General features: G+C 58.6%; 24 protein-coding genes. 13 read left to right on the top strand and 11 right to left on the bottom strand.

Features of this window, described 5'->3' with window-relative positions:
• Positions 1 to 23: 23 nt before the first annotated feature.
• Both purN and purM read right to left on the bottom strand, forming a co-directional pair.
• Positions 24 to 683, bottom strand: a complete 660-nt coding sequence (gene purN / locus ACQZ5M_RS10230) for a phosphoribosylglycinamide formyltransferase (protein ID WP_296103361.1) — start codon at positions 681 to 683, stop codon at positions 24 to 26.
• Positions 680 to 1,753: a phosphoribosylformylglycinamidine cyclo-ligase gene (gene purM, locus ACQZ5M_RS10225; protein WP_296039306.1), complete on the bottom strand. Its 1,074-nt coding sequence runs from the start codon at positions 1,751 to 1,753 to the stop codon at positions 680 to 682. Before purM ends, purN begins: the two co-directional genes overlap by 4 nt.
• Before the next feature lie 234 nt (positions 1,754 to 1,987).
• Here purM and ACQZ5M_RS10220 point away from each other — a divergent pair, with 234 nt between their 5' ends.
• From ACQZ5M_RS10220 to ppx, 4 genes are all read left to right on the top strand, one after another.
• A complete protein-coding gene (locus ACQZ5M_RS10220; RefSeq protein WP_296080211.1) occupies positions 1,988 to 3,142 on the top strand; it encodes an AI-2E family transporter in 1,155 nt (384 codons plus the stop codon).
• Positions 3,142 to 3,855, top strand: a complete 714-nt coding sequence (gene hdaA, locus ACQZ5M_RS10215) for a DnaA regulatory inactivator HdaA (protein WP_449079652.1) — start codon at positions 3,142 to 3,144, stop codon at positions 3,853 to 3,855. Before ACQZ5M_RS10220 ends, hdaA begins: the two co-directional genes overlap by 1 nt.
• A 64-nt stretch (positions 3,856 to 3,919) precedes the next feature.
• A complete protein-coding gene (locus tag ACQZ5M_RS10210; protein ID WP_296018106.1) occupies positions 3,920 to 6,124 on the top strand; it encodes an RNA degradosome polyphosphate kinase in 2,205 nt (734 codons plus the stop codon).
• Positions 6,121 to 7,644 carry an exopolyphosphatase gene (gene ppx / locus ACQZ5M_RS10205; protein ID WP_296080164.1) on the top strand — a complete coding sequence of 508 codons (1,524 nt, stop codon included), beginning with the start codon at positions 6,121 to 6,123 and terminating at the stop codon, positions 7,642 to 7,644. The genes ACQZ5M_RS10210 and ppx overlap by 4 nt, the downstream gene beginning before the upstream one ends.
• A 76-nt stretch (positions 7,645 to 7,720) precedes the next feature.
• On the opposite strand, the gene ACQZ5M_RS10200 is transcribed toward ppx, so the two are convergent.
• From ACQZ5M_RS10200 to rnd, 3 genes are all read right to left on the bottom strand, one after another.
• Positions 7,721 to 9,082: an esterase-like activity of phytase family protein gene (locus ACQZ5M_RS10200; protein WP_449079651.1), complete on the bottom strand. Its 1,362-nt coding sequence runs from the start codon at positions 9,080 to 9,082 to the stop codon at positions 7,721 to 7,723.
• A gap of 205 nt (positions 9,083 to 9,287) precedes the next feature.
• The gene (locus ACQZ5M_RS10195; RefSeq protein ID WP_296018100.1) at positions 9,288 to 10,310 is read right to left on the bottom strand and encodes an adenylate/guanylate cyclase domain-containing protein; all 1,023 of its coding nucleotides are present in this window, start codon (positions 10,308 to 10,310) and stop codon (positions 9,288 to 9,290) included.
• Positions 10,311 to 10,480: 170 nt separating this feature from the next.
• Positions 10,481 to 11,650 (bottom strand): ribonuclease D, encoded by a 1,170-nt coding sequence (gene rnd, locus ACQZ5M_RS10190; protein ID WP_449079650.1) that lies wholly within the window; start codon positions 11,648 to 11,650, stop codon positions 10,481 to 10,483.
• A gap of 286 nt (positions 11,651 to 11,936) precedes the next feature.
• Between rnd and aspS the strand changes: the two genes are divergently transcribed.
• Positions 11,937 to 13,724, top strand: coding sequence for an aspartate--tRNA ligase (gene aspS, locus ACQZ5M_RS10185; RefSeq protein WP_296039319.1), 1,788 nt, complete (start codon positions 11,937 to 11,939; stop codon positions 13,722 to 13,724).
• Between the two features lie 5 nt (positions 13,725 to 13,729).
• A complete protein-coding gene (locus ACQZ5M_RS10180) occupies positions 13,730 to 14,206 on the top strand; it encodes an FUSC family protein (RefSeq protein WP_296080154.1) in 477 nt (158 codons plus the stop codon).
• A 103-nt stretch (positions 14,207 to 14,309) separates the two neighbouring features.
• On the opposite strand, the gene ACQZ5M_RS10175 is transcribed toward ACQZ5M_RS10180, so the two are convergent.
• Both ACQZ5M_RS10175 and rpmB read right to left on the bottom strand, forming a co-directional pair.
• Positions 14,310 to 14,945, bottom strand: coding sequence for a queuosine precursor transporter (locus ACQZ5M_RS10175; RefSeq protein ID WP_449079649.1), 636 nt, complete (start codon positions 14,943 to 14,945; stop codon positions 14,310 to 14,312).
• A 193-nt stretch (positions 14,946 to 15,138) separates the two neighbouring features.
• Positions 15,139 to 15,429: a 50S ribosomal protein L28 gene (rpmB, locus tag ACQZ5M_RS10170; protein WP_296018092.1), complete on the bottom strand. Its 291-nt coding sequence runs from the start codon at positions 15,427 to 15,429 to the stop codon at positions 15,139 to 15,141.
• A gap of 251 nt (positions 15,430 to 15,680) precedes the next feature.
• Between rpmB and ACQZ5M_RS10165 the strand changes: the two genes are divergently transcribed.
• The gene (locus ACQZ5M_RS10165; protein ID WP_296018091.1) at positions 15,681 to 16,454 is read left to right on the top strand and encodes a DUF3108 domain-containing protein; all 774 of its coding nucleotides are present in this window, start codon (positions 15,681 to 15,683) and stop codon (positions 16,452 to 16,454) included.
• Between the two features lie 11 nt (positions 16,455 to 16,465).
• Here the strand turns inward: ACQZ5M_RS10165 and ACQZ5M_RS10160 are convergent, their stop codons facing one another.
• Together ACQZ5M_RS10160 and gloB are read right to left on the bottom strand one after the other, a co-directional pair.
• Positions 16,466 to 16,897, bottom strand: a complete 432-nt coding sequence (locus ACQZ5M_RS10160; protein WP_449079648.1) for a cupin domain-containing protein — start codon at positions 16,895 to 16,897, stop codon at positions 16,466 to 16,468.
• On the bottom strand, positions 16,897 to 17,667 hold the full coding sequence (gene gloB, locus ACQZ5M_RS10155) for a hydroxyacylglutathione hydrolase (protein WP_449079647.1): 771 nt from the start codon (positions 17,665 to 17,667) through the stop codon (positions 16,897 to 16,899). Before gloB ends, ACQZ5M_RS10160 begins: the two co-directional genes overlap by 1 nt.
• A 101-nt stretch (positions 17,668 to 17,768) precedes the next feature.
• On the opposite strand from gloB, the gene ACQZ5M_RS10150 reads away from it, so the two are divergent.
• The 6 genes from ACQZ5M_RS10150 (at position 17,769) to ACQZ5M_RS10125 (ending at position 22,498) form a co-directional block, all read left to right on the top strand.
• On the top strand, positions 17,769 to 18,542 hold the full coding sequence (locus tag ACQZ5M_RS10150) for a class I SAM-dependent methyltransferase (protein ID WP_296018084.1): 774 nt from the start codon (positions 17,769 to 17,771) through the stop codon (positions 18,540 to 18,542).
• Between the two features lie 83 nt (positions 18,543 to 18,625).
• On the top strand, positions 18,626 to 19,732 hold the full coding sequence (gene hisC / locus ACQZ5M_RS10145; RefSeq protein WP_296018082.1) for a histidinol-phosphate transaminase: 1,107 nt from the start codon (positions 18,626 to 18,628) through the stop codon (positions 19,730 to 19,732).
• The gene (locus tag ACQZ5M_RS10140; RefSeq protein ID WP_449079646.1) at positions 19,732 to 20,661 is read left to right on the top strand and encodes a prephenate/arogenate dehydrogenase family protein; all 930 of its coding nucleotides are present in this window, start codon (positions 19,732 to 19,734) and stop codon (positions 20,659 to 20,661) included. Before hisC ends, ACQZ5M_RS10140 begins: the two co-directional genes overlap by 1 nt.
• Positions 20,662 to 20,773: 112 nt before the next feature.
• Positions 20,774 to 21,370: a hypothetical protein gene (locus ACQZ5M_RS10135; RefSeq protein WP_449079645.1), complete on the top strand. Its 597-nt coding sequence runs from the start codon at positions 20,774 to 20,776 to the stop codon at positions 21,368 to 21,370.
• Complete coding sequence (locus tag ACQZ5M_RS10130; protein ID WP_449079644.1) at positions 21,367 to 21,930, top strand: hypothetical protein; 564 nt, start codon at positions 21,367 to 21,369, stop codon at positions 21,928 to 21,930. The genes ACQZ5M_RS10135 and ACQZ5M_RS10130 overlap by 4 nt, the downstream gene beginning before the upstream one ends.
• Positions 21,917 to 22,498 (top strand): hypothetical protein, encoded by a 582-nt coding sequence (locus tag ACQZ5M_RS10125; protein ID WP_449079643.1) that lies wholly within the window; start codon positions 21,917 to 21,919, stop codon positions 22,496 to 22,498. The genes ACQZ5M_RS10130 and ACQZ5M_RS10125 overlap by 14 nt, the downstream gene beginning before the upstream one ends.
• Before the next feature lie 22 nt (positions 22,499 to 22,520).
• On the opposite strand, the gene ACQZ5M_RS10120 is transcribed toward ACQZ5M_RS10125, so the two are convergent.
• Positions 22,521 to 23,825: a hypothetical protein gene (locus tag ACQZ5M_RS10120; protein ID WP_449079642.1), complete on the bottom strand. Its 1,305-nt coding sequence runs from the start codon at positions 23,823 to 23,825 to the stop codon at positions 22,521 to 22,523.
• 88 nt (positions 23,826 to 23,913) lie between these two features.
• A complete protein-coding gene (locus ACQZ5M_RS10115) occupies positions 23,914 to 24,915 on the bottom strand; it encodes a DUF2125 domain-containing protein (RefSeq protein WP_296018073.1) in 1,002 nt (333 codons plus the stop codon).
• Between the last annotated feature and the right edge of the window lie 36 nt (positions 24,916 to 24,951).

Below are 24,951 nucleotides of genomic sequence, written 5' to 3'. Positions count from 1 at the left end.
CGACTTCCGGCTAACAACCTCAGTTAGACAGAGATGAGCGTCTGGAGTTCGGAACTGCTGTCTGTGCTCCGGGCGACCTTCCCGCCTTCCATCCGCACTTTGCCTTCAGCCAGCAAACGAAGTGACAGCGGATAAAGCTTGTGCTCAACCGTCAGAACGCGGGCGGCGAGGCTGTCCGCCGTGTCGCCAGCGGTAACAGGCACGGCGGCCTGGCCGATGACCGGTCCCTCATCCATGCCCTCAGTCACGAAATGCACTGTACAGCCGGTGATCTTCATGCCGCTGTCGATGGCGCGTTGATGGGTATGGAGGCCGGGGAAAAGCGGCAGGAGCGAGGGATGGATATTGATGATCCGACCCTCATAAGGCGCAATGAACTCGCCGGAGATCAGGCGCATATAGCCGGCGAGGCAGATGATATCGGGCGCAAGCTCGCCGAGTGCTGCCAAGATTGCGGCCTCATGCTCGCTCTTGCTCGCATAATTCTTGCGCTCAAAAACCAGCGTCGGGATGCCAAAGCCTTGCGCCTTGGCAAGCCCGCCTGCCGTTGGCTTGTCGGAGATGACGCAGGTGATCTCTGCGGGAAAATCAGGGGCTTGGCAGGCTTGTGCCAGCGCCACCATGTTCGAACCGCTGCCGGAAATGAAGACGACGACACGCTTGCGTGGAGCACTGAGGCTCATAGTCCGAGCGTACCCTTGTAGATCGTGCCATGCGCGCCCTCTTCACGGGCCACCATGCGTCCCAGCGGGAACACAGTCTCGCCTTGCGCCGTCAAGGCATCTGTCACCGTCTTGGCATTCTCGGCGGAAACGACAACGATCATGCCGACGCCGCAGTTGAAGGTGCGCAGCATTTCATTTGCCGCAACGCCGCCGGTCTTGGCGAGCCAGGAGAATACCGCAGGCACTTCGATGGAGTTGAGATCGATTTCCGCCGCTAGATGCTTTGGCAGTACGCGCGGAATGTTTTCCGGGAAACCGCCGCCAGTGATGTGGGCCAGTGCCTTCAGCGCACCCGTCTCGCGGATCGCCTTCAGGAGCGGCTTTACATAGATGCGTGTTGGCGTGAGCAGAGCCTCGCCGAGCTTCTTGCCTTCGGCAAAAGGAGCGGGCGCATCCCAGCCGAGGCCGGACAGCGAGACGATCTTGCGCACCAGCGAGAAGCCGTTGGAGTGAACGCCCGATGAAGAGAGGCCAAGGATCAAGTCGCCTTCGGCGATATCGCCAGCTGGTAGAAGCTTTCCGCGTTCGGCAGCGCCAACCGCAAAGCCTGCGAGATCATAATCGCCATCGGAATACATTCCGGGCATTTCAGCCGTCTCGCCGCCGATCAGCGCACAACCGGATTCCAGGCAACCTGCGGCAATGCCGTTGACGATGGCAGCACCCTGGTCTGGGTCGAGCTTTCCGGTGGCAAAGTAGTCGAGGAAGAAGAGCGGCTCTGCACCCTGAACCACGAGATCATTGACGCACATGGCGACGAGATCGATGCCAACGGTGTCGTGAAAATCCGCGTCGATCGCAATTTTGAGCTTGGTGCCGACGCCATCATTTGCAGCAACCAGAACAGGGTCGGTGAAGCCCGCAGCTTTCAGATCGAACAGACCGCCGAAACCGCCGATTTCGCCATCCGCACCCGGGCGGCGGGTGGAGCGAACCGCTGGCTTGATCTTCTCGACCATCAGGTTTCCGGCATCGATATCAACGCCTGCATCACTGTAGGTAAGACCGTTCTTGCCCGACTGGCTCATGGCTCTCGTCTCCGCTGGTTTTCTTGGGCTCGCCATTCGCATGAGACGGGTGTCGATGCAAGCATAAGAGCGCTGCAGCCGACGTTTTTCGTGCCTTTTTGCCCGCGTCGAGGCCTTAAGCAATGCGCTGTTGAGGTGTCTGACCACCTGTCGTCACCCTTGACCTCTCCCACCGGGGCATCCTATCTCGTTGCAGTGCGTTATGAGGCATCACTTGCCGCGAAGGAAAACGAGATGCAGCCACAGATCAGAGGCATCAATCTAAGACGCCAGATATTTTTCTGGCTGGGTGCGCTCGTCGTCTTTGTCGTCTTCCTGATGGTGTTCAGTTCCATTCTGTTGCCTTTCGTTGCAGGCATGGCGCTCGCCTATTTCCTTGACCCGGTTGCCGACTGGCTGGAGCGCCGTGGCTTAAGCCGCATGATGGCGAGCATCTTCATCCTGATTTCCTTCGTGCTCCTGTTTGCGCTTTCGCTGATCATCATCATTCCATTGATCGCGGCGCAGGCGTCGGACTTCATCAGCCGCATTCCGTCCTACATCTCGGCGCTGCAGAATTTGATCGCCGGAGCGGATACGAACCTGTTGCCGTCGTGGGTCAGCGCGCAGATCGACACGGTCAAGGAGAACTTCTCCAAGCTTCTCGCCGAAGGGGCAGGATTCATCGGCACCTTGCTGACGCAGATCTGGAATTCCGGCAAATCGCTGATCGACGTCATTTCGCTTCTGGTCGTAACTCCGGTCGTCGCCTTTTATTTGCTCCTGGACTGGGACCGGATGATTGACAAGGTCGACAGTTGGGTCCCGCGCGATCATGTTGCAACCGTTCGTCAGATCGCGCGTGATATGGATTCGACCATCGCTGGCTTCATCCGCGGGCAGGGCTCGCTCTGCATCATCCTTGGCGTCTACTACGCGGTTGGCCTGTCGCTCGTCGGTCTGAACTTCGGCCTGCTGATCGGCATGTTTGCTGGCGCCATCAGCTTCATTCCCTATATAGGTTCGATGGTGGGTCTGGTTTTGGCTCTCGGCGTCGCTCTCGTCCAGTTCTGGCCGGACTATCTCTATGTGATCCTGACGCTTGCGGTCTTCTTCTCCGGACAGTTCATCGAGGGCAATATCCTGCAGCCAAAGCTCGTCGGTAGCAGCGTCGGTCTGCATCCGGTGTGGTTGATGTTCGCGCTCTTCGCTTTCGGCGCGCTTTTCGGCTTCGTCGGCCTGCTCGTTGCGGTACCGGCCGCGGCAGCCGTCGGCGTTCTTGTCCGCTTCGCTCTGTCACGCTATCTGGAGAGCGATCTCTATCATGGACGCGCAGCCAATCTGCCTTGGCAACCCGATGTGGTGCCGTCGCAGAAGATCGACGCGCAGATCGATTCCAGAGCTGATTGATGAACGAAAGTGATAAGCCCGGCCCGTTCCGGCCCAAGGCCGAACAGTTGCCGCTGGCCTTCTCTCATAGCAGCGCCACGGGGCGGGAAGATTTACTGGTCGCCGCGCCATTGGATGCGGCTGTCAGTATCGTGGATGAATGGCCGAAATGGCCGTCACCGGTCGTCATTCTTGCTGGCCCTCCCGGGTCTGGTAAGTCGCATCTTGCCGCGATCTGGAGAAACACCAGTGGTGCCGTGGCGATCAATCCTCAAAAGGGATCGGATGCCGCACGCGCTGCCGAGAAGGCGCCTGTCTTGCTTGAAGATGCCGACCGCGTCGGCTTCGACGACACCGAGCTTTTCCACGTCATCAACAGCGTGCGGGAAAACGGGACCTCGCTTTTGATCACGACACGGCAGTGGCCTGCTGCCTGGCACGTTGCGCTGCCGGATCTGCGCTCACGCCTTAAAGCGGCGACTGTGGTGGAGATCGGCGAGCCCGATGAGAACCTTTTGGCGCAGGTGCTGATGAAGCTCTTCGCCGATCGCCAGCTTTATATGGATGACAAACTCGTCAGTTATATCGTGGCGCGAATGGAACGGTCCCTCGACACCGCGCAGATCCTCGTCGAGCGGCTCGACCGGCTGGCGCTCTCTCGTGGTACACGGATCAGCCGGTCGCTGGCGGCGGAGGTTCTCACTGAACTGGGCGCGGCTTCGCAAGACGATTGACTGTCATAGTTCCGTCGTCAAACTGTTATACGGGCTTTGAAACTTATCAGGGGTGGGCGATTTGATGGATTCGGTTGTGCAGAAAGAGTTGGAAGGTAACAACTCGGCGTCGGCAACGGAGGTTGAAAATCTCTGGGAGAGCCCCAGTCGCTTTGTGAACCGTGAATTTTCCTGGCTGCAGTTCAACCGCCGTGTTCTGGAAGAGACGCTGAATCCCGCCCATCCGCTTCTGGAACGACTGCGCTTTCTCTCCATCTCCGCCGCCAATCTGGACGAGTTCTTCATGGTGCGCGTTGCCGGTCTGGAAGGGCAGGTGCGCCAGTCCATCAGCATGAAGACGCCTGATGGCAAGACGCCAGCCGAGCAGCTTGAGGAAATTCTCAAGGAAATCGACAATCTTCAGATGGAGCAGCAAGCCTCGCTTGCCGTTCTGCAGCAGTATCTTGCTAAAGAAGATATGTATATCGTTCGTCCGCCAGCGCTTTCGGACGAAGACCGCGCATGGCTGGAAAACGAGTTCGAGGAACGTATCTTCGCGGTATTGACGCCGCTCTCCATCGATCCGGCGCACCCCTTCCCCTTCATTCCCAATCTCGGCTTCTCCATGGGGCTCCAGTTGGAAAGCGTCAATGGGCGCGAGCCGATGACGGCGCTTTTGCGCCTGCCAACCGCACTTGATCGTTTTATCCGCCTGCCGGATGACAAGACGGCGATCCGTTACATCACGCTCGAAGATGTGGTGGGGCTCTTCATCCACCGGCTCTACCCGGGCTACACCGTCAAGGGCTTCGGCACATTCCGCATCATCCGCGACAGCGATATCGAGCTGGAAGAAGAGGCCGAAGATTTGGTTCGCTACTTCGAAAGCGCGCTGAAGCGTCGCCGCCGTGGTTCGGTGATCCGTATCGAAACCGATAGCGAAATGCCGCAGTCGCTTCGCCAATTCGTTGTCCAGGAGCTGGACGTTCCGGAAAACCGCGTGGCCGTCCTGCCGGGCTTGCTTGCGCTCAACACGATTTCGGAACTGGCGAAAGCACCACGCGAAGATCTCAAATTTGAAGCCTACAACGCTCGCTTCCCGGAGCGTGTTCGCGAACATATGGGCGACTGCCTGGCCGCCATTCGCGAAAAGGACATGGTGGTTCACCATCCTTACGAAAGCTTCGACGTCGTCGTGCAGTTCCTGCTGCAGGCGGCGCGCGATCCGGACGTTCTGGCGATCAAGCAGACGCTTTACCGCACCTCCAATGACAGCCCGATCGTTCGCGCTCTGATCGATGCCGCCGAACTCGGAAAGTCGGTGACGGCGCTCGTCGAATTGAAGGCGCGTTTCGACGAAGAGGCCAATATCCGCTGGGCACGCGATCTGGAGCGCGCCGGCGTGCAGGTCGTCTTCGGCTTCATCGAACTCAAGACCCACGCGAAGATGTCTATGGTTGTGCGTCGTGAAGATGGCAAACTACGCACCTATTGCCATCTTGGTACTGGCAACTACCATCCGGTGACGGCGAAGATCTACACGGATTTGTCCTTCTTCACCTGCAATCCGAAAATCGCCCATGACATGGCCAATATCTTCAACTTCATCACCGGCTATGGCGAGCCGGAAGAGGGCATGAAGCTGGCGGTTTCGCCCTATACGTTGCGCCCGCGCATCTTGAAGCATATCAACGACGAAATCGAGCATGCCAAGAACGGCGCGCCGGCTGCGATCTGGATGAAGATGAATTCTCTGGTCGACCCGGAAATCATCGATGCGCTTTATCGGGCAAGCGCTGCGGGTGTGGAGATCGATCTGGTCGTGCGCGGCATTTGCTGCCTTCGCCCGCAGGTCCCTGGTCTTTCTGACAATATCCGCGTCAAATCGATCGTTGGTCGCTTCCTCGAGCACAGCCGCATTTTCTGCTTCGGCAATGGCCAAGGCCTCCCGTCGGACAAGGCGCTGGTCTATATCGGTTCTGCCGATATGATGCCCCGTAACCTCGATCGACGCGTCGAGACCCTCGTGCCACTCGTCAATCCGACTGTGCATGAACAGGTTCTTTCACAGATCATGCTCGGCAATCTCATTGACAACCAGCAGAGCTACGAGATACTTCCCGACGGAACGTCCAGGCGTATCGAGGTGCGCAAGGGCGAGGAACCGTTCAACGCGCAGCACTATTTCATGACCAATCCCAGCCTGTCCGGACGTGGTGAAGCTTTGAAATCCAGTGCGCCAAAACTGATTGCCGGGTTGATCTCTTCCCGCAAGAAACAGGCTGAATGACACGATCAGAAGCACAGGGGCGGCTCGTCGGCCTTGCCCCCGTTTCCGTCATCGACATCGGTTCGAACTCGGTTCGCCTTGTCGTTTATGAAGGTCTATCGCGCGCGCCTGTGGTGCTGTTCAACGAAAAGGTACTTTGCGGTCTGGGCAAGGGGCTGGCGCTGACCGGGCGCATGGACGATGAAGGCGTAAGGCGAGCGCTGATGACGTTGCGCCGTTTTCGCGCGTTGTCCGATCAGGCGCAGGCCACCCAGGTGCATGTCTTGGCCACCGCAGCAGCACGAGAAGCCGAAAACGGACCTGACTTCATTCGCGATGCGGAAGAGATTCTCGGATGCGAGATCGAGGTTCTCTCCGGCGAGCGTGAGGCTCTCTATTCGGCCTATGGCGTCATCAGCGGGTTTCACGATCCCGATGGCATTGCCGGCGACTTGGGTGGCGGATCGCTCGAATTGATCGACATCAGGGGAAACACCTGCGGCAAGGGTATCACGCTGCCGCTCGGCGGCTTAAGGCTCTCCGAACAGGCAGGTGGCTCCCTCGAAAAGGCGACGGCTTTTGCCAAGAAGCAGGTCAAGAAAAGTGCCGATTTGCTGGCTGCGGGGGAAGGTCGCACCTTCTATGCCGTCGGCGGCACATGGCGAAACATCGCCAAGCTCCATATGGAGATCACTCACTACCCCCTGCACATGATGCAGGGCTACGAGCTCCCGCTTCAGGAGATGCTCAATTTCTTGAATGAGGTCATCGCCTCTAAGGACAGCAAGGACCCGGCCTGGCAGGCCGTTTCCAAGAACCGCCGATCGCTGCTGCCATTTGGCGCGGTTGCCATGCGTGAAGTGCTAGAAGCCATGAAGCCGGCAAAGATTGCGTTCTCGGCGCAGGGCGTGCGTGAAGGTTATCTTTACTCGCTGTTGTCCGAGACGGACAAGACCGCGGATCCGCTATTGGTCGCAGCCGACGAACTGGCGGTTCTGCGCGCCCGGTCTCCCGAGCACGCCCGTGAACTCGCGGATTGGACCGGCAGAACGGTCCCTGTATTCGGCATCGATGAAACGGAAGAAGAAGGACGATACCGGCAGGCGGCATGCTTGCTGGCGGATATCAGTTGGCGCGCCCATCCGGATTACCGCGGGCTACAAGCTCTGAACGTCATTGCTCATTCATCATTCGTGTCGATCACCCATCCAGGCCGCGCCTTTATTGCGCTCGCCAATTATTATCGCTTCGAAGGCCTGAACGATAATGGCACGACGCAGTCGCTTGCCGACATGGCCGGGCCGCGGCTGCTGGAGCTTGCCAAACTGCTGGGCGGGCTGCTCCGCGTCGTCTACCTCTTCTCGGCCTCCATGCCGGGCGTGGTGGATCACCTGCGGTTCCGCAAGTCGGATAACCCGGATCTCGATCTGGAATTCGTCGTGCCGCACGAGTATTGCGATTTCGCTGGCGAGCGGCTGGACGGACGCCTGCAGCAGTTGGCGAAGCTGACGGGAAAGCGGCTGGCCTTCGTTTTCGAGTAATCTGTGAACACTTAGCGCGGATAATAAGCTTCGCTGAAGGGAGAGAGCGCCGCCGAGAGGGCGACGCTCGTAATCGTCACTTCGCGTCGAGCAGGTCTTTCACGTCCAGGATGACGAACTCATTGTCGTCTGCCTTGTCCAGCGCACGACCGGCCGAGAAGGGTAGGTTGTTGTCATTGCCGACGATGATATGGTTGGCATCGACACGGTCGACGTTTTCAATGGTGACGAAAGGCATGGTGTAGATGCCGTTCTCGGAGCCCTGGCGAGCTTTCGTGTCGGGATCGGCGATCTTCATCAGATCGATGTAGCCGATCTTCCGGGCGGCCTTGCCGACATTGGCGTCGTTGAACTCGATCTTATAGATGCGTTTCACCTTGGCAGGTGCTGCAAAGCAGTTCGGCTCCGGCTTCTTCGGGTCGGCACAGGCCTTGTCGGACGTACCGGCACCGTTATCGCGCTCGATCACCAGCGCAGTGCTGTCGTCCAGCATGTTGAAGTCGCCGATTGCCTCGCCACCTTCTGCTAGAGGATAGAGCCATGTGCGGCCCGTCCATGCCTTAGACGCGACGTCGAGTTCGATGATACGCAGGCCAGTTGCACCGTCTTCCGTCTTTTCGACCTGACCGTCAGCGGTGTAGAGCGGGCCTTCCAGCAGGCCATAAATTTTCGTGCCATCCTTTGACATCGCCATGCCTTCAAAGCCACCAGAGCGCTTCAGGTTGAAGGCGGGAAGTTTCTGGGTAGGGTTGCCAGGGAGCGCCAGCATCGGGTTGTCGGGAGATTTGACTTCGATATCACCGGCCTTGGTAGCGATCACATCCGTCAGCTTGCCTTCTCGGCTGAACTTCAGAATATAGGGCCCGAACTCTTCGCCGACCCAGAAACCATCCGCGACCGGCTGGATGGATTCCACGTCGAAATCCGCGCCTGTCAGGTAGCGCTTATCCGAACCTTCCATGACGATCGGGAAGGGTGCCTTTTTGTCGGGATCGGACAGGAAGACCGTTTCGAGCGCGTTCACCTTGCCGGCATCCCAGTCGAATTTCAGGTGGTGAAGCATCAGCATCGCATCGCTGGAGTTCAGCTTTGAGCCAAAGCCGTTGTCGGAGAGGCTCCAGAAGGTACCATCGTCCATGGCCTTGATGCCGGAAAAGCCCTGCATCGCCTGACCGTCGAACGGCATGGAGAGGCCAGTCTGACGAACGCCGTCCTTGCCCGGCACAGTGCCGAGGCCGTCCGCACGTTTGCGGTCTGGCGTGGTGAACTTGCCTGCACTTTTCAAAAAGTCCGGAGCATCGGCCGGTGCCGGGATGATCGTTTTGGCTGGCAGAATGGCCTGCGATACGAGCTTTGCCGAAAACTCTTTCTCAGCGGCAAGCGCATTGAGGGTTCCGAGCGTGAGGAAGACAACTGAAGAAAGCAGGATTTTTTTCATGGAGCATACCTGTCTGTTGCATAGAGCGGCGTGCTTCCTTTAGGACGCACAAAGGACGCTCTAACTTTTTGGATCTACACATCGTGCTTTCCGAAAATCGATTCCGATTTTCGGGCCGATGCTGTGGAGGAGCAATGGACCGATAGGCGGGCTTTGTGACAGGCGCACAAAATCACTTTGAAGCTTTGATGACGGCCTTTGTTTCTTACAACGTCGGCTGGCGGCTGAGGGCGCAGACACCAAGTGTCTGACCGCGACCTTTGACGGCATGTTCGCCGAGATACTCGCTCTTTATGCCCTTGGGCAGGAGAAGTTGATGGGCAAGATCGGATGAGATCAGAATGGGGTGGCCAAGCATTTTGCTCAGCGATTCCAGTCGTGCCGTCGTGTTCACCGTATCGCCGAAATAGGTGATCTTGTGATGGTCCACGCCGATTTCGGCCGTGATCACCGGCCCGCCGTGAATGGCGAAACGAAGCTTCGGTACAGTACCGAACTGGGCAATCCAGGTCGCACGGCTGCTTTCGATTTGCGACAGGATATCGAAGACGCAGTTGATGCAGGCCGCACGACGGATCGCGAGATGATAGGGCCAGGTGATGATAGCCGCGTCGCCGATATAGTCGTCGATGACGCCGCCATGTTTCCTGACCGGAGCGGCATAGGCGGAGAAAAGCTCCCCTAGAAACTCCTGTGCCTTGAGGTCTCCATGGGTCTCGGCAAAGGAGGTGGAACCGACGAGATCGATGAAGAGAAAGACGCGTTCTTCGCTGACCGGCCTGCGATAGCGTCCCAGGATCAGGTCTATGAAGATGTCGCGTCCCAGGAGCTCTCGCACTCGCATGATGAAGACGATGATGGCGCAGACACCCAGCGTAAACACCATCGTCTGCATTTCCGCATGCACGGCGCGCGCCCAGCTTGTGGGAAGAACGCCGGTCGCCCACAGAATGGTGCCGCCGAGACCGAATCCACAAAAGACGAGGATGACATAGACGACCATGCCGACCGCAATATAAGCGGGGGTCGGCAGCATGCTGATCTTTTTAGAAAGGCCCGGGAGAATTTGGCCACGTTCAAAGGCGAGAATCGGCGCGCAGGCGAATAGGGCGTAGGTTGCCCCAATAAATGCGCCGCCGCCATATTCGAGGAATGCATAGACCACGCCGCTTCCGGCAACCGCCAGAAACAGCACGACATAGTCCAGCATCGCCAGAATTTTTCTCATCATCTGCCCTTAACTGAGGGGATTGGGTGTCACTTCCTCCCAAGTGAGCAGGTCGATTCCTCCCGGTGCGGGATCATAATGCGGATCAGATGCCGCCAAAAGAGATGTTCAAGCGATCGATCATGAAGAGGCGCGGTTGTGGCAGTTTTGCACGATCCCCGCTTTTCACCTTATTCGGTGGCCTGACCCTGGGCTGGCATCTCGACTGCCTCGACCTTCTTGCCTGCAAAGCGAAGGGCGACTTCTCCGCGGATGAGCTTCAAAGCGGGCTCACCGAAGAGTTCACGACGCCAGCCCGAGAGCGCCTGAACCTCTGCCTTTTCGCCTTCGGATGCGATCTTGTCGAGATCCTCGCTGTTGGCGATCACCTTGGCGGCGACACCGTGCTTGTCCGCCGAAAGCTTCAAGAGCACCTTCAACAGTTCTACGGCGGCACCCGAGCCTTCCGGCGAATGGCTGTGGCGCGGGGCCTGCGGCATGTCGGCCTTGGGAAGGGCTAGTGCCGCATTGACCGTCTCGATGATGGCCGTGCCGGAGGTGGAGCGCTCCCAACCCTTTGGAACGGTGCGCAGGCGTGACAGCGCTTCCGCATCCTTCGGCTGCTGCTGAGCGATCTCGAAAATCGCATCGTCTTTGAGCACGCGCGAACGCGGAACGTTGCGCGAGCGTGCTTCGCGCTCTCTCCAGGCTGCAACGAATTTCAGGATGGCAAGCTCGGTCGGCTTGCGAAGCCGCGACTTCAGACGCAGCCATGCATCGTCGGGATGCATGTCATAGGTCTCGCGCGCTTCCAGAATATCCATCTCTTCCTTCAGCCAGGATGAGCGCCCTTCGCGCTCCAACTGCAACTTCAGCGCCATATAGACATCGCGCAGATGGGTGACGTCCGCCAGCGCATAATCCAGTTGCTTTTCCGAGAGCGGACGGCGGCTCCAATCGGTAAAGCGGGAGGACTTGTCGATCTGGACGTTCTTGGTCTTCTGCACCAGTTGATCGTAAGAGATCGAATCGCCGAAGCCGCAAACCATGGCTGCGACCTGCGTGTCGAAGATCGGATGGGGGATGAGGCCGCCGAGATGATAGATGATCTCGATATCCTGGCGGGCGGCGTGAAAAACCTTCACCACATTCGGATCGGCCATCAGTTCGAACAGCGGCGTCAGATCGATACCCTTCACCATCGGGTCCACCAGCACTTCGAGCGTGGGGCTTGCCATCTGCACGAGACAGAGCTGCGGCCAGAAGGTGGTTTCGCGGAGAAACTCGGTGTCGATGGTGACGAATTCCGATTTCGCCAGCTCCTTGCAAGCGTCGGCGAGTGCTGCTGTCGTTTCAATCATTACGTTTGGCCAGTCCTGGAAAACACTCCGTCTTACTTTCCCTTTGGGCGCCGCATGTCAATATCAGAGGCGGCTTTACTCCACGCTTTTGCCCCGCCAATCGTCGATCTCGTGCCGTATTTTCTTCTTATCCGCCTCTCTTTGGCGTTCGGCAGTAAGTTCTGGCCGGGCGGCAAAGCCTCGTGCGTGGCGCTTTTCCTTGACAAATCGGTTCAGCCATGCGCTTTTCCGCCAAATTTCGAAAGTCGGCCCCAGAGGCCATGACACGCTTCTTCAGGATACAATCATGCATCGCTACCGCAGCCACACCTGTGCCGCTCTTCGCAAGTCTCACGTCGGCGAGACCGTCCGTCTTTCCGGTTGGGTGCATCGCGTTCGAGACCATGGCGGCGTTCTCTTCATCGACCTTCGCGACCATTACGGCATTACCCAGGTGGTTGCCGATCCCGACAGCCCGGCTTTCAAGGCGGCTGAGACTGTGCGCGGCGAGTGGGTGATCCGCATCGACGGCACAGTGAAGGCGCGTTCGGACGATACCGTCAACAAGGGCATGGCAACCGGCGAAATCGAGCTCTATGCACAAGAGATCGAAGTGCTGGGCGTTGCCAAGGAATTGCCGCTGCCGGTCTTCGGTGAGCCTGACTATCCGGAAGACGTTCGCCTGAAGTATCGCTTCCTCGATCTTCGCCGCGATACTCTTCACAAGAACATCGTCAAGCGAACCCAAATTATCTCCGCAATGCGCAATGGCATGGCCGAGGCTGGCTTTGCCGAATACACAACTCCGATCCTGACGGCTTCCTCGCCGGAAGGCGCGCGCGACTTTCTCGTGCCGAGCCGTATTCACGAAGGCAAGTTCTTCGCTCTGCCGCAGGCGCCGCAGCAGTATAAACAGCTTCTGATGGTGGCAGGCTTCGACCGCTACTTCCAGATTGCGCCTTGCTTCCGTGATGAAGATCCGCGTGCGGACCGTCTGCCGGGCGAGTTCTACCAGCTCGACGTGGAAATGAGCTTCGTGACGCAGGAAGATGTCTGGGCAACCATGGAGCCGATGATGACATCGGTTCTGGAGCAGTTCGCCGAAGGCAAACCCGTCACAAAAGAATGGCCGCGCATTCCTTACGACGAAGCGATCCGCAAATACGGCTCCGACAAGCCGGACCTGCGCAACCCGATCGTCATGCAGGCCGTGACCGAGCATTTCGCTGGTTCCGGCTTCAAGGTCTTCGCCAACATGATCGCGTCGAACCCGAAGGTCGAAGTCTGGGCAATCCCTGCCAAGACCGGCGGCAGCCGCGCGTTCTGCGACCGCATGAATGCCTGGGCGCAGGGTCAGGGCCAGCCGGGCCTCGGCTATATCTTCTGGAAGGAAGAGGACGGCAAGATCGCAGGCTCTGGTCCGCTTGCCAAGAATATCGGCGAGGAGCGCACCGAGGCACTGCGCACGCAGCTTGGCCTGGAAGCCGGTGATGCCTGCTTCTTCGTGGCGGGCGATCCTGCCAAGTTCTACAAGTTTGCCGGTGAAGCCCGCACCCGCGCCGGTGAGGAACTGAACCTCGTTGATCGTGACCGTTTCGAGCTGTGCTGGATCGTCGACTTCCCCTTCTTCGAATATAACGAAGAAGACAAGAAGATCGACTTCGCCCACAACCCCTTCTCCATGCCGCAGGGCGGTATGGAAGCGCTGGACGGTCAGGATCCGCTGTCGATCAAGGCCTACCAGTACGACGCCGTCTGCAACGGCTTCGAGATTGCGTCTGGCTCCATCCGTAACCAGTCTCCGGAACTGATGGTGAAGGCGTTCGAAAAAGTCGGTCTGTCGCAGAGCGACGTGGAAGAGCGCTTCGGCGGTCTTTACCGTGCCTTCCAGTATGGCGCACCTCCGCATGGCGGCTGTGCTTTCGGTATCGACCGTGTGGTCATGCTGCTGGTCGGGGCAAAGAACCTGCGCGAAATCACGCTGTTCCCGATGAACCAGCAGGCGCAGGACTTGCTGATGAATGCGCCGTCGCCTGCGACGCCGACACAGCTTCGCGAACTGGCTTTGCGCGTCGTTCCGTCCAAGAAGGACTAAGCGATATGCTCAGGCAGATCGCCGAGCGTCTCCAATCAGCATTCACTCGTGCACTTGCGGCAGCCCTGGCTGCCGCTTTTGCGTTCTGGGCCTCACGATATTTGCTCGGCCATCAGCAGCCCGTCTTCGCTGCGATCAGCGCGTTGATCTGTCTGGCGCCGGGCATTCCAAGCCAGATCCGTCAGGGTTTAGGCCTGATCGTTGGCGTCACCGTCGGCATTCTGGTGGGCGAGCTTGCGCTGATGATCCCGGCAGATCTTGCGGCGGTCCGGATGGCGTCAGCCACCTTCGTCGCCATGATGATCGCTGCTGCCTTCGGCATGGCGCCTGTGGTGCCGATACAGGCCGGCGCATCAGCCATGCTTGTGCTGTTGATGGGGCCACAGGTCGCGGGCCTTGCCCGTTTTCTCGACGTGCTGATCGGCGCCTCGACAGGCCTCATCGTCGCGCTCGTGTTCTTCCGTGAGCGGTTGAAGTTTTAGAGCGTTTCTGGCGCTGCTGGCTGTAAATCAAATAAAGCAGCGGAGGCGATCAGCCTTCACTGCTTTATTTCGAAATCCAAGACTTTATGTAGCGACGGTTGGCTTAGATCGAGCGTGCTGGCGGCATGGGTTTGAGCGTGTTCATCAGAGCGCCGTAGGGTAGCAAGAGGACGAGTCCGACGAGAACCTTCACCGACAGATCGCCGAGCGCCCAGGAGATCCAGCGCGGGGCTTCAGTTGAGAAGATGCCAAGGATCGGCGCATTCTCGATGGCGAAGGCATCGTTCGGACCAATGAAGGCAAAGCTCGCTGCAAAGGCGATCGAGAAGAACAGCATGGTATCGAGTACGGAGCCGAACATGGAGCCTGCCAGCGGCGCACGCCACCAGCTTTGGCGACGCAGACGATTGAACACCGAAATGTCGAGCAACTGGCCGATCAGATAAGCGGTGCCGGAAGCAATCGCGATCCGCGGCAGCGAGGTCCAGAAGGATAGCGTGACGCCAACGATGAAGCCGGCCAGCACGACGCGACGCGCAATGGAGGGGCCGAACTGCCGATTGGTCAGATCCGTGACCAGAAAGGCGACAGGGTAGGTGAAAGCACCCCAGGTGAGAAGATCACCAAGATTGATGCCGAAGAGCGTGCCGGACAGCGGATACTGAACGAGAATATTCGATGCGACGACGACGAGGGTCATCAGCAGCACATAGATAAATGTTTGGCGCAGATAAGGCATTTTTTTATCCTGGGTGATGCCACCAGTTGGAGCGAACATATGCAAGCGGCGAGCCGTCTCAAACAGCGATGCAGCCTTGCGCGAAAAACAGGGAAGCTGGACGCAAAGGCATCCGCTACCCCTAAAACAGACAAAAGGCTTGAGCGGCAGAGCCATTCAAGCCTTTTGAAAAGGATAGACGTTTGAGCGGCTATTAAGCGGCTTCAGCGGTCTTCTTTGCGATCTGGCGACGCAGCAGGCGGGCGCGCATCGAGAGCTCGTTTTCGTCAGACTTCAAAAGGAAGGCATCGAGGCCGCCACGATGTTCAACGGAGCGAAGAGCGGCTGCGGAAACGCGCAGACGGAAACGCTGGCCGAGAGAATCGGAAATCAGAGTAACCTGGCAAAGGTTCGGGAGGAACCGGCGCTTGGTTCTGTTATTGGCGTGGCTGACGTTGTTGCCCGTCTGGACGCCCTTGCCGGTCAATTCGCATACACGGGACATGGGTACACCTATTCGTTGTCACTGTAAGACTATCAGTCTGCTCTCCGGCAAAATCCGGTTCGCAATCCAACAGCCGATGATTGGAAAGTTGCGGTTCTATAGTCAGAGCCGTCCGTGCAGTCAAGCCGCTCGCGCCTTTTTGTGCGCGATTTCACCGGTTTTGCTGTGGCTTCCGCTTTTTTATTGCCACAAGTCAGCGTATATGATCGCCGGAAATGCACGGCTTTCGCCGTTGCCGAGGTGGTATCTCTATGATCGTCCATGCACAAAGACTTTTTGCCGTGACAGCGCTCGTGCTTTGCGGCCTTACGCCCGCATTGGCCGCCGAATCGCGCCATGACAGCGAATACTCAATCGCGCTCGGACCGTTGCCGATCGCGCGCGCCAACTTTTCGACGAAGATGAACGGCTCGACATACTCGATTTCCGGCTCTTTCAGTTCGGCGGGCATTGCCAGCGTGCTCAAGGATATTTCCGGCAAGACGACTGTCTCTGGCGCCAAGCGCGGCAACCGCATGCAGGCCAACGAATATTCGCTGGTGTATAAGGACGGCAAACGCACCCGCACCTATGATGTGCAGTATCGGAATGGCAACGTCACCTCCACGACCGTCAATCCGGCACCGAAGGCGCGGCCGGACAATTGGGTGGACGTGAAGGATCGCGATCTTCGTTCCGTGCTCGATCCGATTTCCGGCCTGATCTTCCCGGTTGGCGGCCGTATCTGCCCCAGCCGGTTGCCGATCTATGATGGTGAGTCGCGTCTCGATCTGGTGCTGAGTTCCAGTGGAACGAAACCGTTCAAGACCAATGGCTTCTCAGGCGACGCTGTTGTCTGCAACATGCGCTATGTTCCGAAATCCGGCTTCCGCAAGGGCCGCAAGGATATCGAATATCTGAAGTCAATCTCCATGGAGGTTTGGTTCGCCAAGGCCAGCAGCATGGATCTCTATGCGCCGGTCTATGCCCGGATCCCGACAAAGGTCGGTCAGGTCTATATCACCGCGACAAAGTATGGCGGCTGACGGGCAGGCGATTAACCCGGCGCCCAGCCGGGCTCTGCCATGACAAAGCTGTCGAAAACGAAGCCGGGCGCGACGGTGCAGCCAACGAGGGTGAACTCGCCAAGGCTTTCCGCTGCCTGCCACCAGTTTGCCGGCACGATCGCCTGCGGTTGTTCACCGTCCAGCACCGCTGGCCCAAGCCGCACGGTCGAGACATTCTTTCCATCTTCGCACATATGAAGCGATAGGGCTGAGCCGGCGTAATAGTGCCAGATTTCAACCGCGTCGATCACCTTGTGCCAGTGCGATCGCTGGCCCTTTTCGAGCAGATAATAGATCGCCGTCGAATGACCGCGCTCCGGGCCATCGGGATCGCGAAACGTCTGGCGATAAAAGCCACCTTCGGGATGCGGCTTGAGATTGAGTGCGGCGATGATGGCAGCAGCGGATTGTTCTACCGCCATCAGAACTTGTCCTTGCGGGCTCTGATCTCAGCAAAGACATCCTCGTCAGTAGCACCTTCCAAGCCAAGATGAGCACGAATGCTGGCGTCAGCCACGCGCATATAGGGGTTGGTCTGCTTCTCGAGCGCTATCGTCGTCGGAATGGTGAAGCGGCCCTCGTTGCGCAATGCTTCGACGTCACTCAGGCGGCGCGTCAATGCTTCGTTCTCGGGATCGACCGTCACAGCAAAGCGGGCGTTGGAGAGCGTATATTCGTGACCGAAGTAGACTAGGGTGTCATCCGGGAGCGCCATAAGCTTTTGGAAAGAGTGCCACATATCGGCGGCTGGGCGCTCGAACAGGCGGCCACAGCCCATGGCAAACAGCGTATCTGCGGCAAAGAGCAGGCCGTCATCTGGAAGATAGTAGCAGATATGTCCGGCGGTATGTCCCGGCGTGGAGATGATCTGCACGCGACGCCCGGCAATCTCGAATTCATCGCCGTCGGCAGCGGTCTTGTCGAGACCGGGAATGGCGACCGCCTCGTCATGCGGCCCCCGGATTTCGCAGTGGAAGCGCTCTTTCAAAGCCAGGTTGGCATCCACATGATCCTGATGGTGGTGGGTGGTGAAGATGTGGGTCAACTGCCAGCCGCGGCGCTTGAGAGCGTCCAGGATCGGCGCTTCTTCTGGAGCGTCGATGGTAATCGTCGTTCCGCTTTCGCTGTCATGCAGCAGCACACCAAAATTGTCACTTCGGCACGGAAAGACTTCGATATCCAGCGGCTTCATGGTTGGCTCCCTATCTCGCAATAAACCCGTCTCTTCTATTTAGGTGACACGCGCTTGAAGTCCAAGCTTGAAGTCCTTTCGCGACCCGCTACATTCCAGCGATGAACACCGATATCGTCGATCTGCGCGAATTTTATCATTCCCCGCTTGGCCGTTCTGCCGAACAGGCGATCACCATGGCGCTGTCGACGCTGTGGCCGACGCTTCCGGATGAGCGCCTCGTCGGGCTCGGCTATGCGGTGCCGTTTCTCGATCGGTTCCGCCACGACACCGAACGCACCTTTGCCTTCATGCCCGCAGGGCAGGGCGCGGTGAACTGGCCGGCGGGCGAACTCTCCTCCACAGCTCTTGTCTTCGACGAGGAACTGCCGCTGCCCGATTCCTCGATCGACCGCGTGTTGATGATCCACTCGCTGGAATTCGTCGAAAATCCGCGCGAGGCTCTCAAGGAACTCTGGCGCGTTTTGGCGCCCGGCGGCCGTCTGGTTATCGTGGTGCCCAATCGGCGAGGTGTGTGGGCGCGCATGGAGCATACGCCCTTCGGTTCCGGACGCCCCTATTCCCGCAGCCAGTTGACGGCCCTTCTCCGCGAGACGAACTTTACCCCTGGCGCCTCTGCCGAAGCGCTGTTCTTCCCGCCGTCCAAGGTGCGGTCCGTGTTGAAGTTTCGCCGCTACATGGAGACGATCGGGCGCAGGCTATGGCCGGTCTTTTCCGGCGTCATCATCGTTGAAGCGCAAAAGCGGCTCTATCAGGGTCTTCCGGTGACACAGCGAGCGTCCCGTCGCGTCTTCGTCCCGGTACTGGCGCCGCAAGGCGTGCCTAGTACCCGAACCACATTGACGCAGGGTCGGAAACAGCAAAAGCCGCGCTGATACTCGACAACGGGTTGCTTCCAGTCTAATGCCTTCGGCATTGTCAGGCCGGATTTCCCGGCGCTTTTTCGAAGGTCGATGAAATGAGTGCAGAGCTTAACCAACCTGTTCCGCGTCCAGGCATACTGGACATCGCCGCCTATGTTCCGGGTAAGGAGCATGTGGATGGTGTTGCGAAGGTCTATAAGCTCTCCTCCAACGAAACGCCGCTTGGCGCCAGTCCCAAGGCCATCGAGGCGTTCAAGGCGGCGGCCTCCAATCTGGAAATCTATCCGGACGGTCAGGCGGTGGCGCTACGCCAGGCGATCGCCGATGTGCACGGCTTGAACCCTGCCAACATTATCTGCGGCAATGGCTCCGATGAACTGCTCGGCCTGCTCTGCCATGTCTATCTTGGCGCGGGCGACGAGGCGATCATCACCGAGCATGGCTTTCTCGTCTACAAGATCCAGATCATGGGTGCGGGTGCCAAGCCAATTACCGTGAAAGAGACCGACTGCACGGTCAATGTCGACGCGATTCTCGATGCGGTGACACCGAACACGAAGATGGTGTTCATCGCCAATCCTGGCAATCCGACCGGCACTTATGTTCCCGTCTCGGAAATCCGCCGTCTCCAGGCCACCCTGCCAAAGAACGTCATTCTGGTTCTTGACGCGGCTTACGCCGAATATGTGCGCAAGAATGATTACGAAGCCGGCCTTGAGCTGGTTTCCGGCAATGCCAACGTCGTCATGACCCGCACTTTCTCCAAGGTCTATGGTCTGGCAGCGCTGCGCGTCGGCTGGATGTACGCCCCGTCTGCCATCATCGATGCGCTGAACCGAGTGCGTGGTCCGTTCAACATGAACGCGCCGGCGATTGCCGCTGGCGCTGCAGCCATTCGCGATCAGGCCTTCATGCAGCAGGCCGTGGCGCATAACCTGCTGTGGCTAGACAGATTGACCTCGGTCTTTACCGAACTCGGCCTGAAGGTCACGCCGTCGGTTACCAACTTCGTTCTCATTCATTTCCCGGATGAGGACGGCAAGCGCGCAGCCGATGCCGACGAATTCCTGAGCCGCCGTGGCTATATCTTACGTGCCGTGCGTGGTTATGGCTTTGCCAATGCTCTTCGCATGACAGTCGGCTCGGAAGAGGCGAACCTCGGCGTCATCGCAGCGCTCAAAGAGTTTATGGGTCAGGCGTGATGGAAGGCATTCTGTTCGAACGCATCGCGCTGATCGGCATTGGCCTCATCGGCTCGTCGATTGCCCGCGATATCAAGGAATTTGGACTTGCGCGCGAGGTCGTCGTCTCCACACGCCGGGAAGAAACGCTGAAGCGTGCCGAGGAACTGAAACTCGGCACCTCCTACACCGTCTCGGTCGCCGATGCGGTGAGCGACGCCGATCTTATTATCGTCTCGGTTCCCGTTGGCGCATCCGAAGAGGTGGCAAAGCAGATTGCGCCGCATCTGAAGGTGGGCGCGATCGTCACCGATGTCGGCTCCACCAAGGCCTCCGTGATTGCCCAGATGGCGCCTCATATGCCGGAGCATGTTCACTTCATTCCCGGCCACCCGCTGGCGGGTACGGAAAAATCTGGCCCGGATGCCGGTTTTTCCGGTCTCTTCCGTGATCGCTGGTGCATCTTCACGCCGCTGCCCGGTACGGATGCTGAAGCTCTTGATCGTCTGAAAGGCTTCTGGCTGGCGCTCGGCTCACGGGTCGACGAGATGGACCCGGAGCACCACGACAAGGTGCTGGCGATCGTCTCGCATCTTCCCCACATCATCGCCTACAATATCGTTGGCACGGCGGACGATCTTTCGACGGTAACGGAATCGGAAGTCATCAAATATTCGGCGTCCGGCTTTCGCGACTTTACCCGATTGGCTGCGTCGGACCCCACCATGTGGCGCGATATCTGCCTCCACAACAAGGATGCGATCCTTGAAATGCTGGCGCGGTTTTCGGAAGATCTTGCCTATCTGCAGCGCGCGATCCGCTGGGGCGAGGGCGACAAGCTGTTCGAGCTTTTTTCCCGCACCCGCGATATTCGCCGCTCCATCGTGCAGGCAGGCCAGGATGTCGATGCGCCGGACTTCGGCCGTCATACGCTAGACCAGAAGAAATAGGATCTGCATTTCCGGCGTCATTCTTGGGCCGGAATTGCGTTGAAGACTTTGGGTTCGCGTCTTCAGCGGATGTTGGAGTAGACTTCACAAGGGCGGCTATCGCTGATCGGCAATGGTGGGGAACGCTGAAACACAGGCTCGAAGAGGGCGTCTGCGGAAACTGATTGCAGGGGCGGGCGGTCTTGTTGCCGCCGGCCTGTCGCTTGGTTATTCCATGTATGAGCGGCGCGAGAGCGAGCTTGTCCCGGTGGTGGAAGCTAAAAAGACTATCGATGCCGGGCGTTGGCAAGTGGCGCTGGAATCTGCTCGTATCATCGCGCTCACGCCGAACGGGCTGAAGGTCACGCCCAGGAAACAGGCAGTTGCTGTCGAAATGCGCCTTGAGAACCTGTCCGCAGAAAGCTCAAACATCTATGGCGACCTTATCAAGCTGGACAACATTAAGGATGCACCGCGACCGGCGTTCTATCTCGATCGGGATCGTGATCTACTGGGCGACTTGCAGCCGGTGATGCCAGAGATGGTTACAGCCGTGTGGGAACTTCCCGCAGATGCTCCGGTGCCATCCTCACTGGACCTCTCTGTTCACGGTGAGGCTTTTCGTCCGCGCGATAACCTCTATGCGGCACCGGGTTGGTTTGCGAAGGGCGCTGTCGCGAGAGTCGTCCTACCATTGTCCGGTGGCGCATCCGTCGAGGGAGCACCATGATCCGCGCGGTGTTCTACGCTGCTCTCGTCGCGCTTTCGGTGGTCGTTCTGATAGCGCTAAAGGAAACGACGCCATCCTACGCCATGCTGACAGGTCCGATCGTCACGCGCGGACATGCGGGGGAAACGGTCTCCGGGCGCGCGTTCAGTGGTCAAGTCTCCCAGGTTCGCAAGGCCAAGGTGCTCTCCTATGAGAGCTTCGGACGGAAGGTGGAGCGCAGCACCTCGGGTGTCTGGCTTGTCGTCACAGTGGACGCTGCTGCATCGACCGAGACTTCGCCCCTCCAGGCCGCGGCAATCGTCGGCGCATCCGGCCGCTCATACAGGCAGTCTACGCGGGTGGACGGTGTGCCGGGCGCCCTGTCGACCAAGACCATCCAACCTGGCTTGCCGATGTCGGGCATATTCGTTTTCGAGTTGCCGGAGGTGGAGACCTCACGAATGTCGCTACTCTTGGCCAGGCAATATTTCCCGCAACTCAGCGACCAGCTCGATATCGCTATTGATGCGGACAAGATTGTCTCCCAAGCGGTATTGGAGATCGGCAATGATGGGCGCTGATCGCGAACGCACATTGTGGTGGATTTCGTTTATCAGCCTGCCTGCCCTGGTGGTGCTGGCTTTCTCGCTGAGCGCCTGGCGCAGCTTTCAGGAATATCAACGCCGTAATGAAATCGAGATCGTCGGCAATGCAGGCGATCGCATCTACGCCGGAGCGCTGTGGCAGGTCGAGGCGGCGCGTCTGCTGGGCGATGGCAAGGATATGCCGCTTCGGCTTCCCGGGGAACGACGGCTGGTCATCCTTCGGCTGAGCGCAACGGCGGTGAAAGACATCGGGGAAGATTGGTCCCAGTGTCAGATCAGTCTGGTCGATGGCGAAGGACGCCGGTGGTTGCCGCTGGATGTGACACTGTCTAACAATGTCAGTCGCGAACTCGATCCGAAGGCAACACCGATCAACGGCTGCGGCATCGCCTCGCTGACACCGCTTTCGAAAGGCGAGAACACCTTGATCGAGGAGAAATTCCTTGTACCGGCGCCGGTTGCAGGACGGCTTTCGGCGCGCATCAGTTTCGCCGCGTCCCGCCCCGCCGCACTTTCCATTCCGCTTCGTCTTGGTGCGCGATAGGAAAACTCAGACGAAAGCAGGCCTAAACGTCCAGCGTGCGTGCCCGCCATTCACGGCCTCGCGCAAAGCCGATTTCGAGCGTGGCGGCAAGCACGCAGATTTTCAGAGGTGAGACCAGCAGTCCCTCCCCGGGATCGCTGGGCGTGCCGAAAAGCAAGGAGATCCCTTGTGCGATGACTGGCCAGAGCGCCGTTTCCTGCGGACCGATCCATCGTGAGATCCCGAACCATGCCCATGCCGAGCCGAAATCGAGCAGGCGGTAGGAGAGAATGGCACAAAGGGTCAAAGCGAAACCGGAGCTGAGCGCCAGCCCAACGCCTTCCGCCAGGGTTCGGTAGCGCTTCAACGTGCCCGCGATGAAGTGAGCGACGAAGTCCTGCAAAAACTTCGGTAGCGCTTGCCATCTGGAGATTGCGGCAGAAAGACCGCGGGCCGGCAGCGGATGTTCGCCATTGATATCGTAGCCATAGATAAGTGCTGCGAGCGTCAGCCAGACAGCCGGATAGAGCGTATAGAGGAAGACAGATTGTAGACCTCGGCTGAATGAGGCCTCGGCAAACTCAGCGGGCGCAGCGAGATCCTGCGCGATGGCGCCGGGTACTGGGTCCAGCATCGTCAAGAGGTTGCCGATGACGTCCGGCAGATGCGTGAACCAGTTGCGAATGTCGTCCTGCCAAGTGGAAATGACAAAGATACCGATGAATGCCCAGTTCGCTTCGCAGATAACGATGACTATCGGCCATAAGGGCGACTTCGATCGCTTGCTCATGAATTTCGCAAAGCGTCTGATGGCCCAGGCAATCGCGACGGAAACGACGAGCCAGGCGCCACCCGTGACCTCCAGCAGCTTTGCGGTTTCGCCTGACAGCAAGAGGTCGAAGGAGAGCCTTGCATAATCTCGCAGCGTGTCGGCGAGGAAACCCCAGGCGGCATAGAAGGCGAAGAAGGGAACGAGCGTTAGTGCCAGCGCGGTGACGAAGTTCGTCTTCCTGGCCACGCCCGGCTCTGTCGCGCCCCGATCATTCTGAGCGGAAGCGGCGTGGAGCGTTGGAAGCCCACGCCGGACTGTCTCGAACAGCGCGACGAGGATGACCAACTTTAAGAGGACGACCAGCGATAATAGAGACAGGCCCGCCAGTGCATTCCACCGACCAACGAGAGCGGCGAGATTAGTCAGCGCGAGGCTTCCCGAGAAGCCGATCAACCACAGCGCCATGAGTTGCGGCCAGAAGCGTGCAAAGAGCATGAGCGTCAGATGCAGAGCCGCCGCGCAGTCAAGCAGCGGGTTGGTTTCAGACGGCTTTATCGACTCCAGAGATTGCTGCATCTGCCTATCAGCGTGTGTTTCAAACCGGACACTTTGACCGGCGCCCATCAATCGGTATGACGGGAGCCGGTCGTGCTCAGCTGGTTTGTCAGATCGGCGGAATTTTGCCGAGTGGAATGAAGCCGCTGACGGTGGCGCGGCCGCGATCGACCACGAGATCGACGGATGTGCGATCACCGCCCCCGGCCAGTGCGCCGAGAAGCTTGCGGGCGGTGTCGATGGTCGATTGAAGCTGCGGGAAGGCTTGCTTGGCATTGTCGGCCCAGTCGCCCAGCTTTTCGATTTCCAGCTTGAATTTGCCCGACAGATAACCCTGATCGTCAAAGGCAAACGGGCCGCTGATACGCATGATGCGACCTTCGCCAATATCGAGCATGACACGGCGTAGCTCGCCGCTTGCGCCGTAAAGCCCGGTCGTGTCGCTGCCGTCGATCATGCCGGCCTTGCCCGCAAGCGTCACGTCAGCGATGGCGTTAAGGCGTGGCAGAATCTGCGGCCAGCCTTGAACGACTGTCGCAGCGTTGTTCAATGTTATGGCACCGTCGAGATCAGCACCGTTCTGGCGAAGATGGACTTCGGTCTTTGCTGCATCGAAGTCGATGGTCTGATTGGTGACGGAAGAGACAGCCTGCGCCTTCAACCCATCAATAACCAGCGAGGTGCGATCGATGCCCTTCAGCTTGGTCACTAGGCTTGATCGTAAATCCGCCCATTGCGCCGAAACGGTCAGCCCATGCGGTGTGCGAATTTCAGCTGGCGAATCCAGCTCCCAGACGATATGGCCCGGCGCGTAGACCTGTGCCGCCGAGCGCAGAGCGCCGAAGGATGTCGTAACACCTGTTTTTTTATCTTCGACATTTACTTTTGAGCAAAAGAGGCCGATGCGGAAGGGATAACCGCGAAAGGCCATATCGGTGCATTCGCCCTGAATGCTGGAGGTGCCGCCCGGCGCGATGGCCTTGATCACAGTCTCTTCCAGCCGCTTGGCCGCATAAAACCAGCCAGCCGTGTAGATGGCGATGACAAGCACGATGCCGAGCCCGAGAAAAAGGAATTTTCTGCCTGTACGGGATTGGCTTGACGTTGCCATGATGATCTCCAATGCTGAGCGGCTTCGAATAGTGAT

This window comes from Rhizobium sp. 22-785-1, assembly GCF_053521965.1.
Note: the sequence above shows the minus strand (reverse complement) of the source record. Positions and strands in the feature narration are given on the sequence as shown.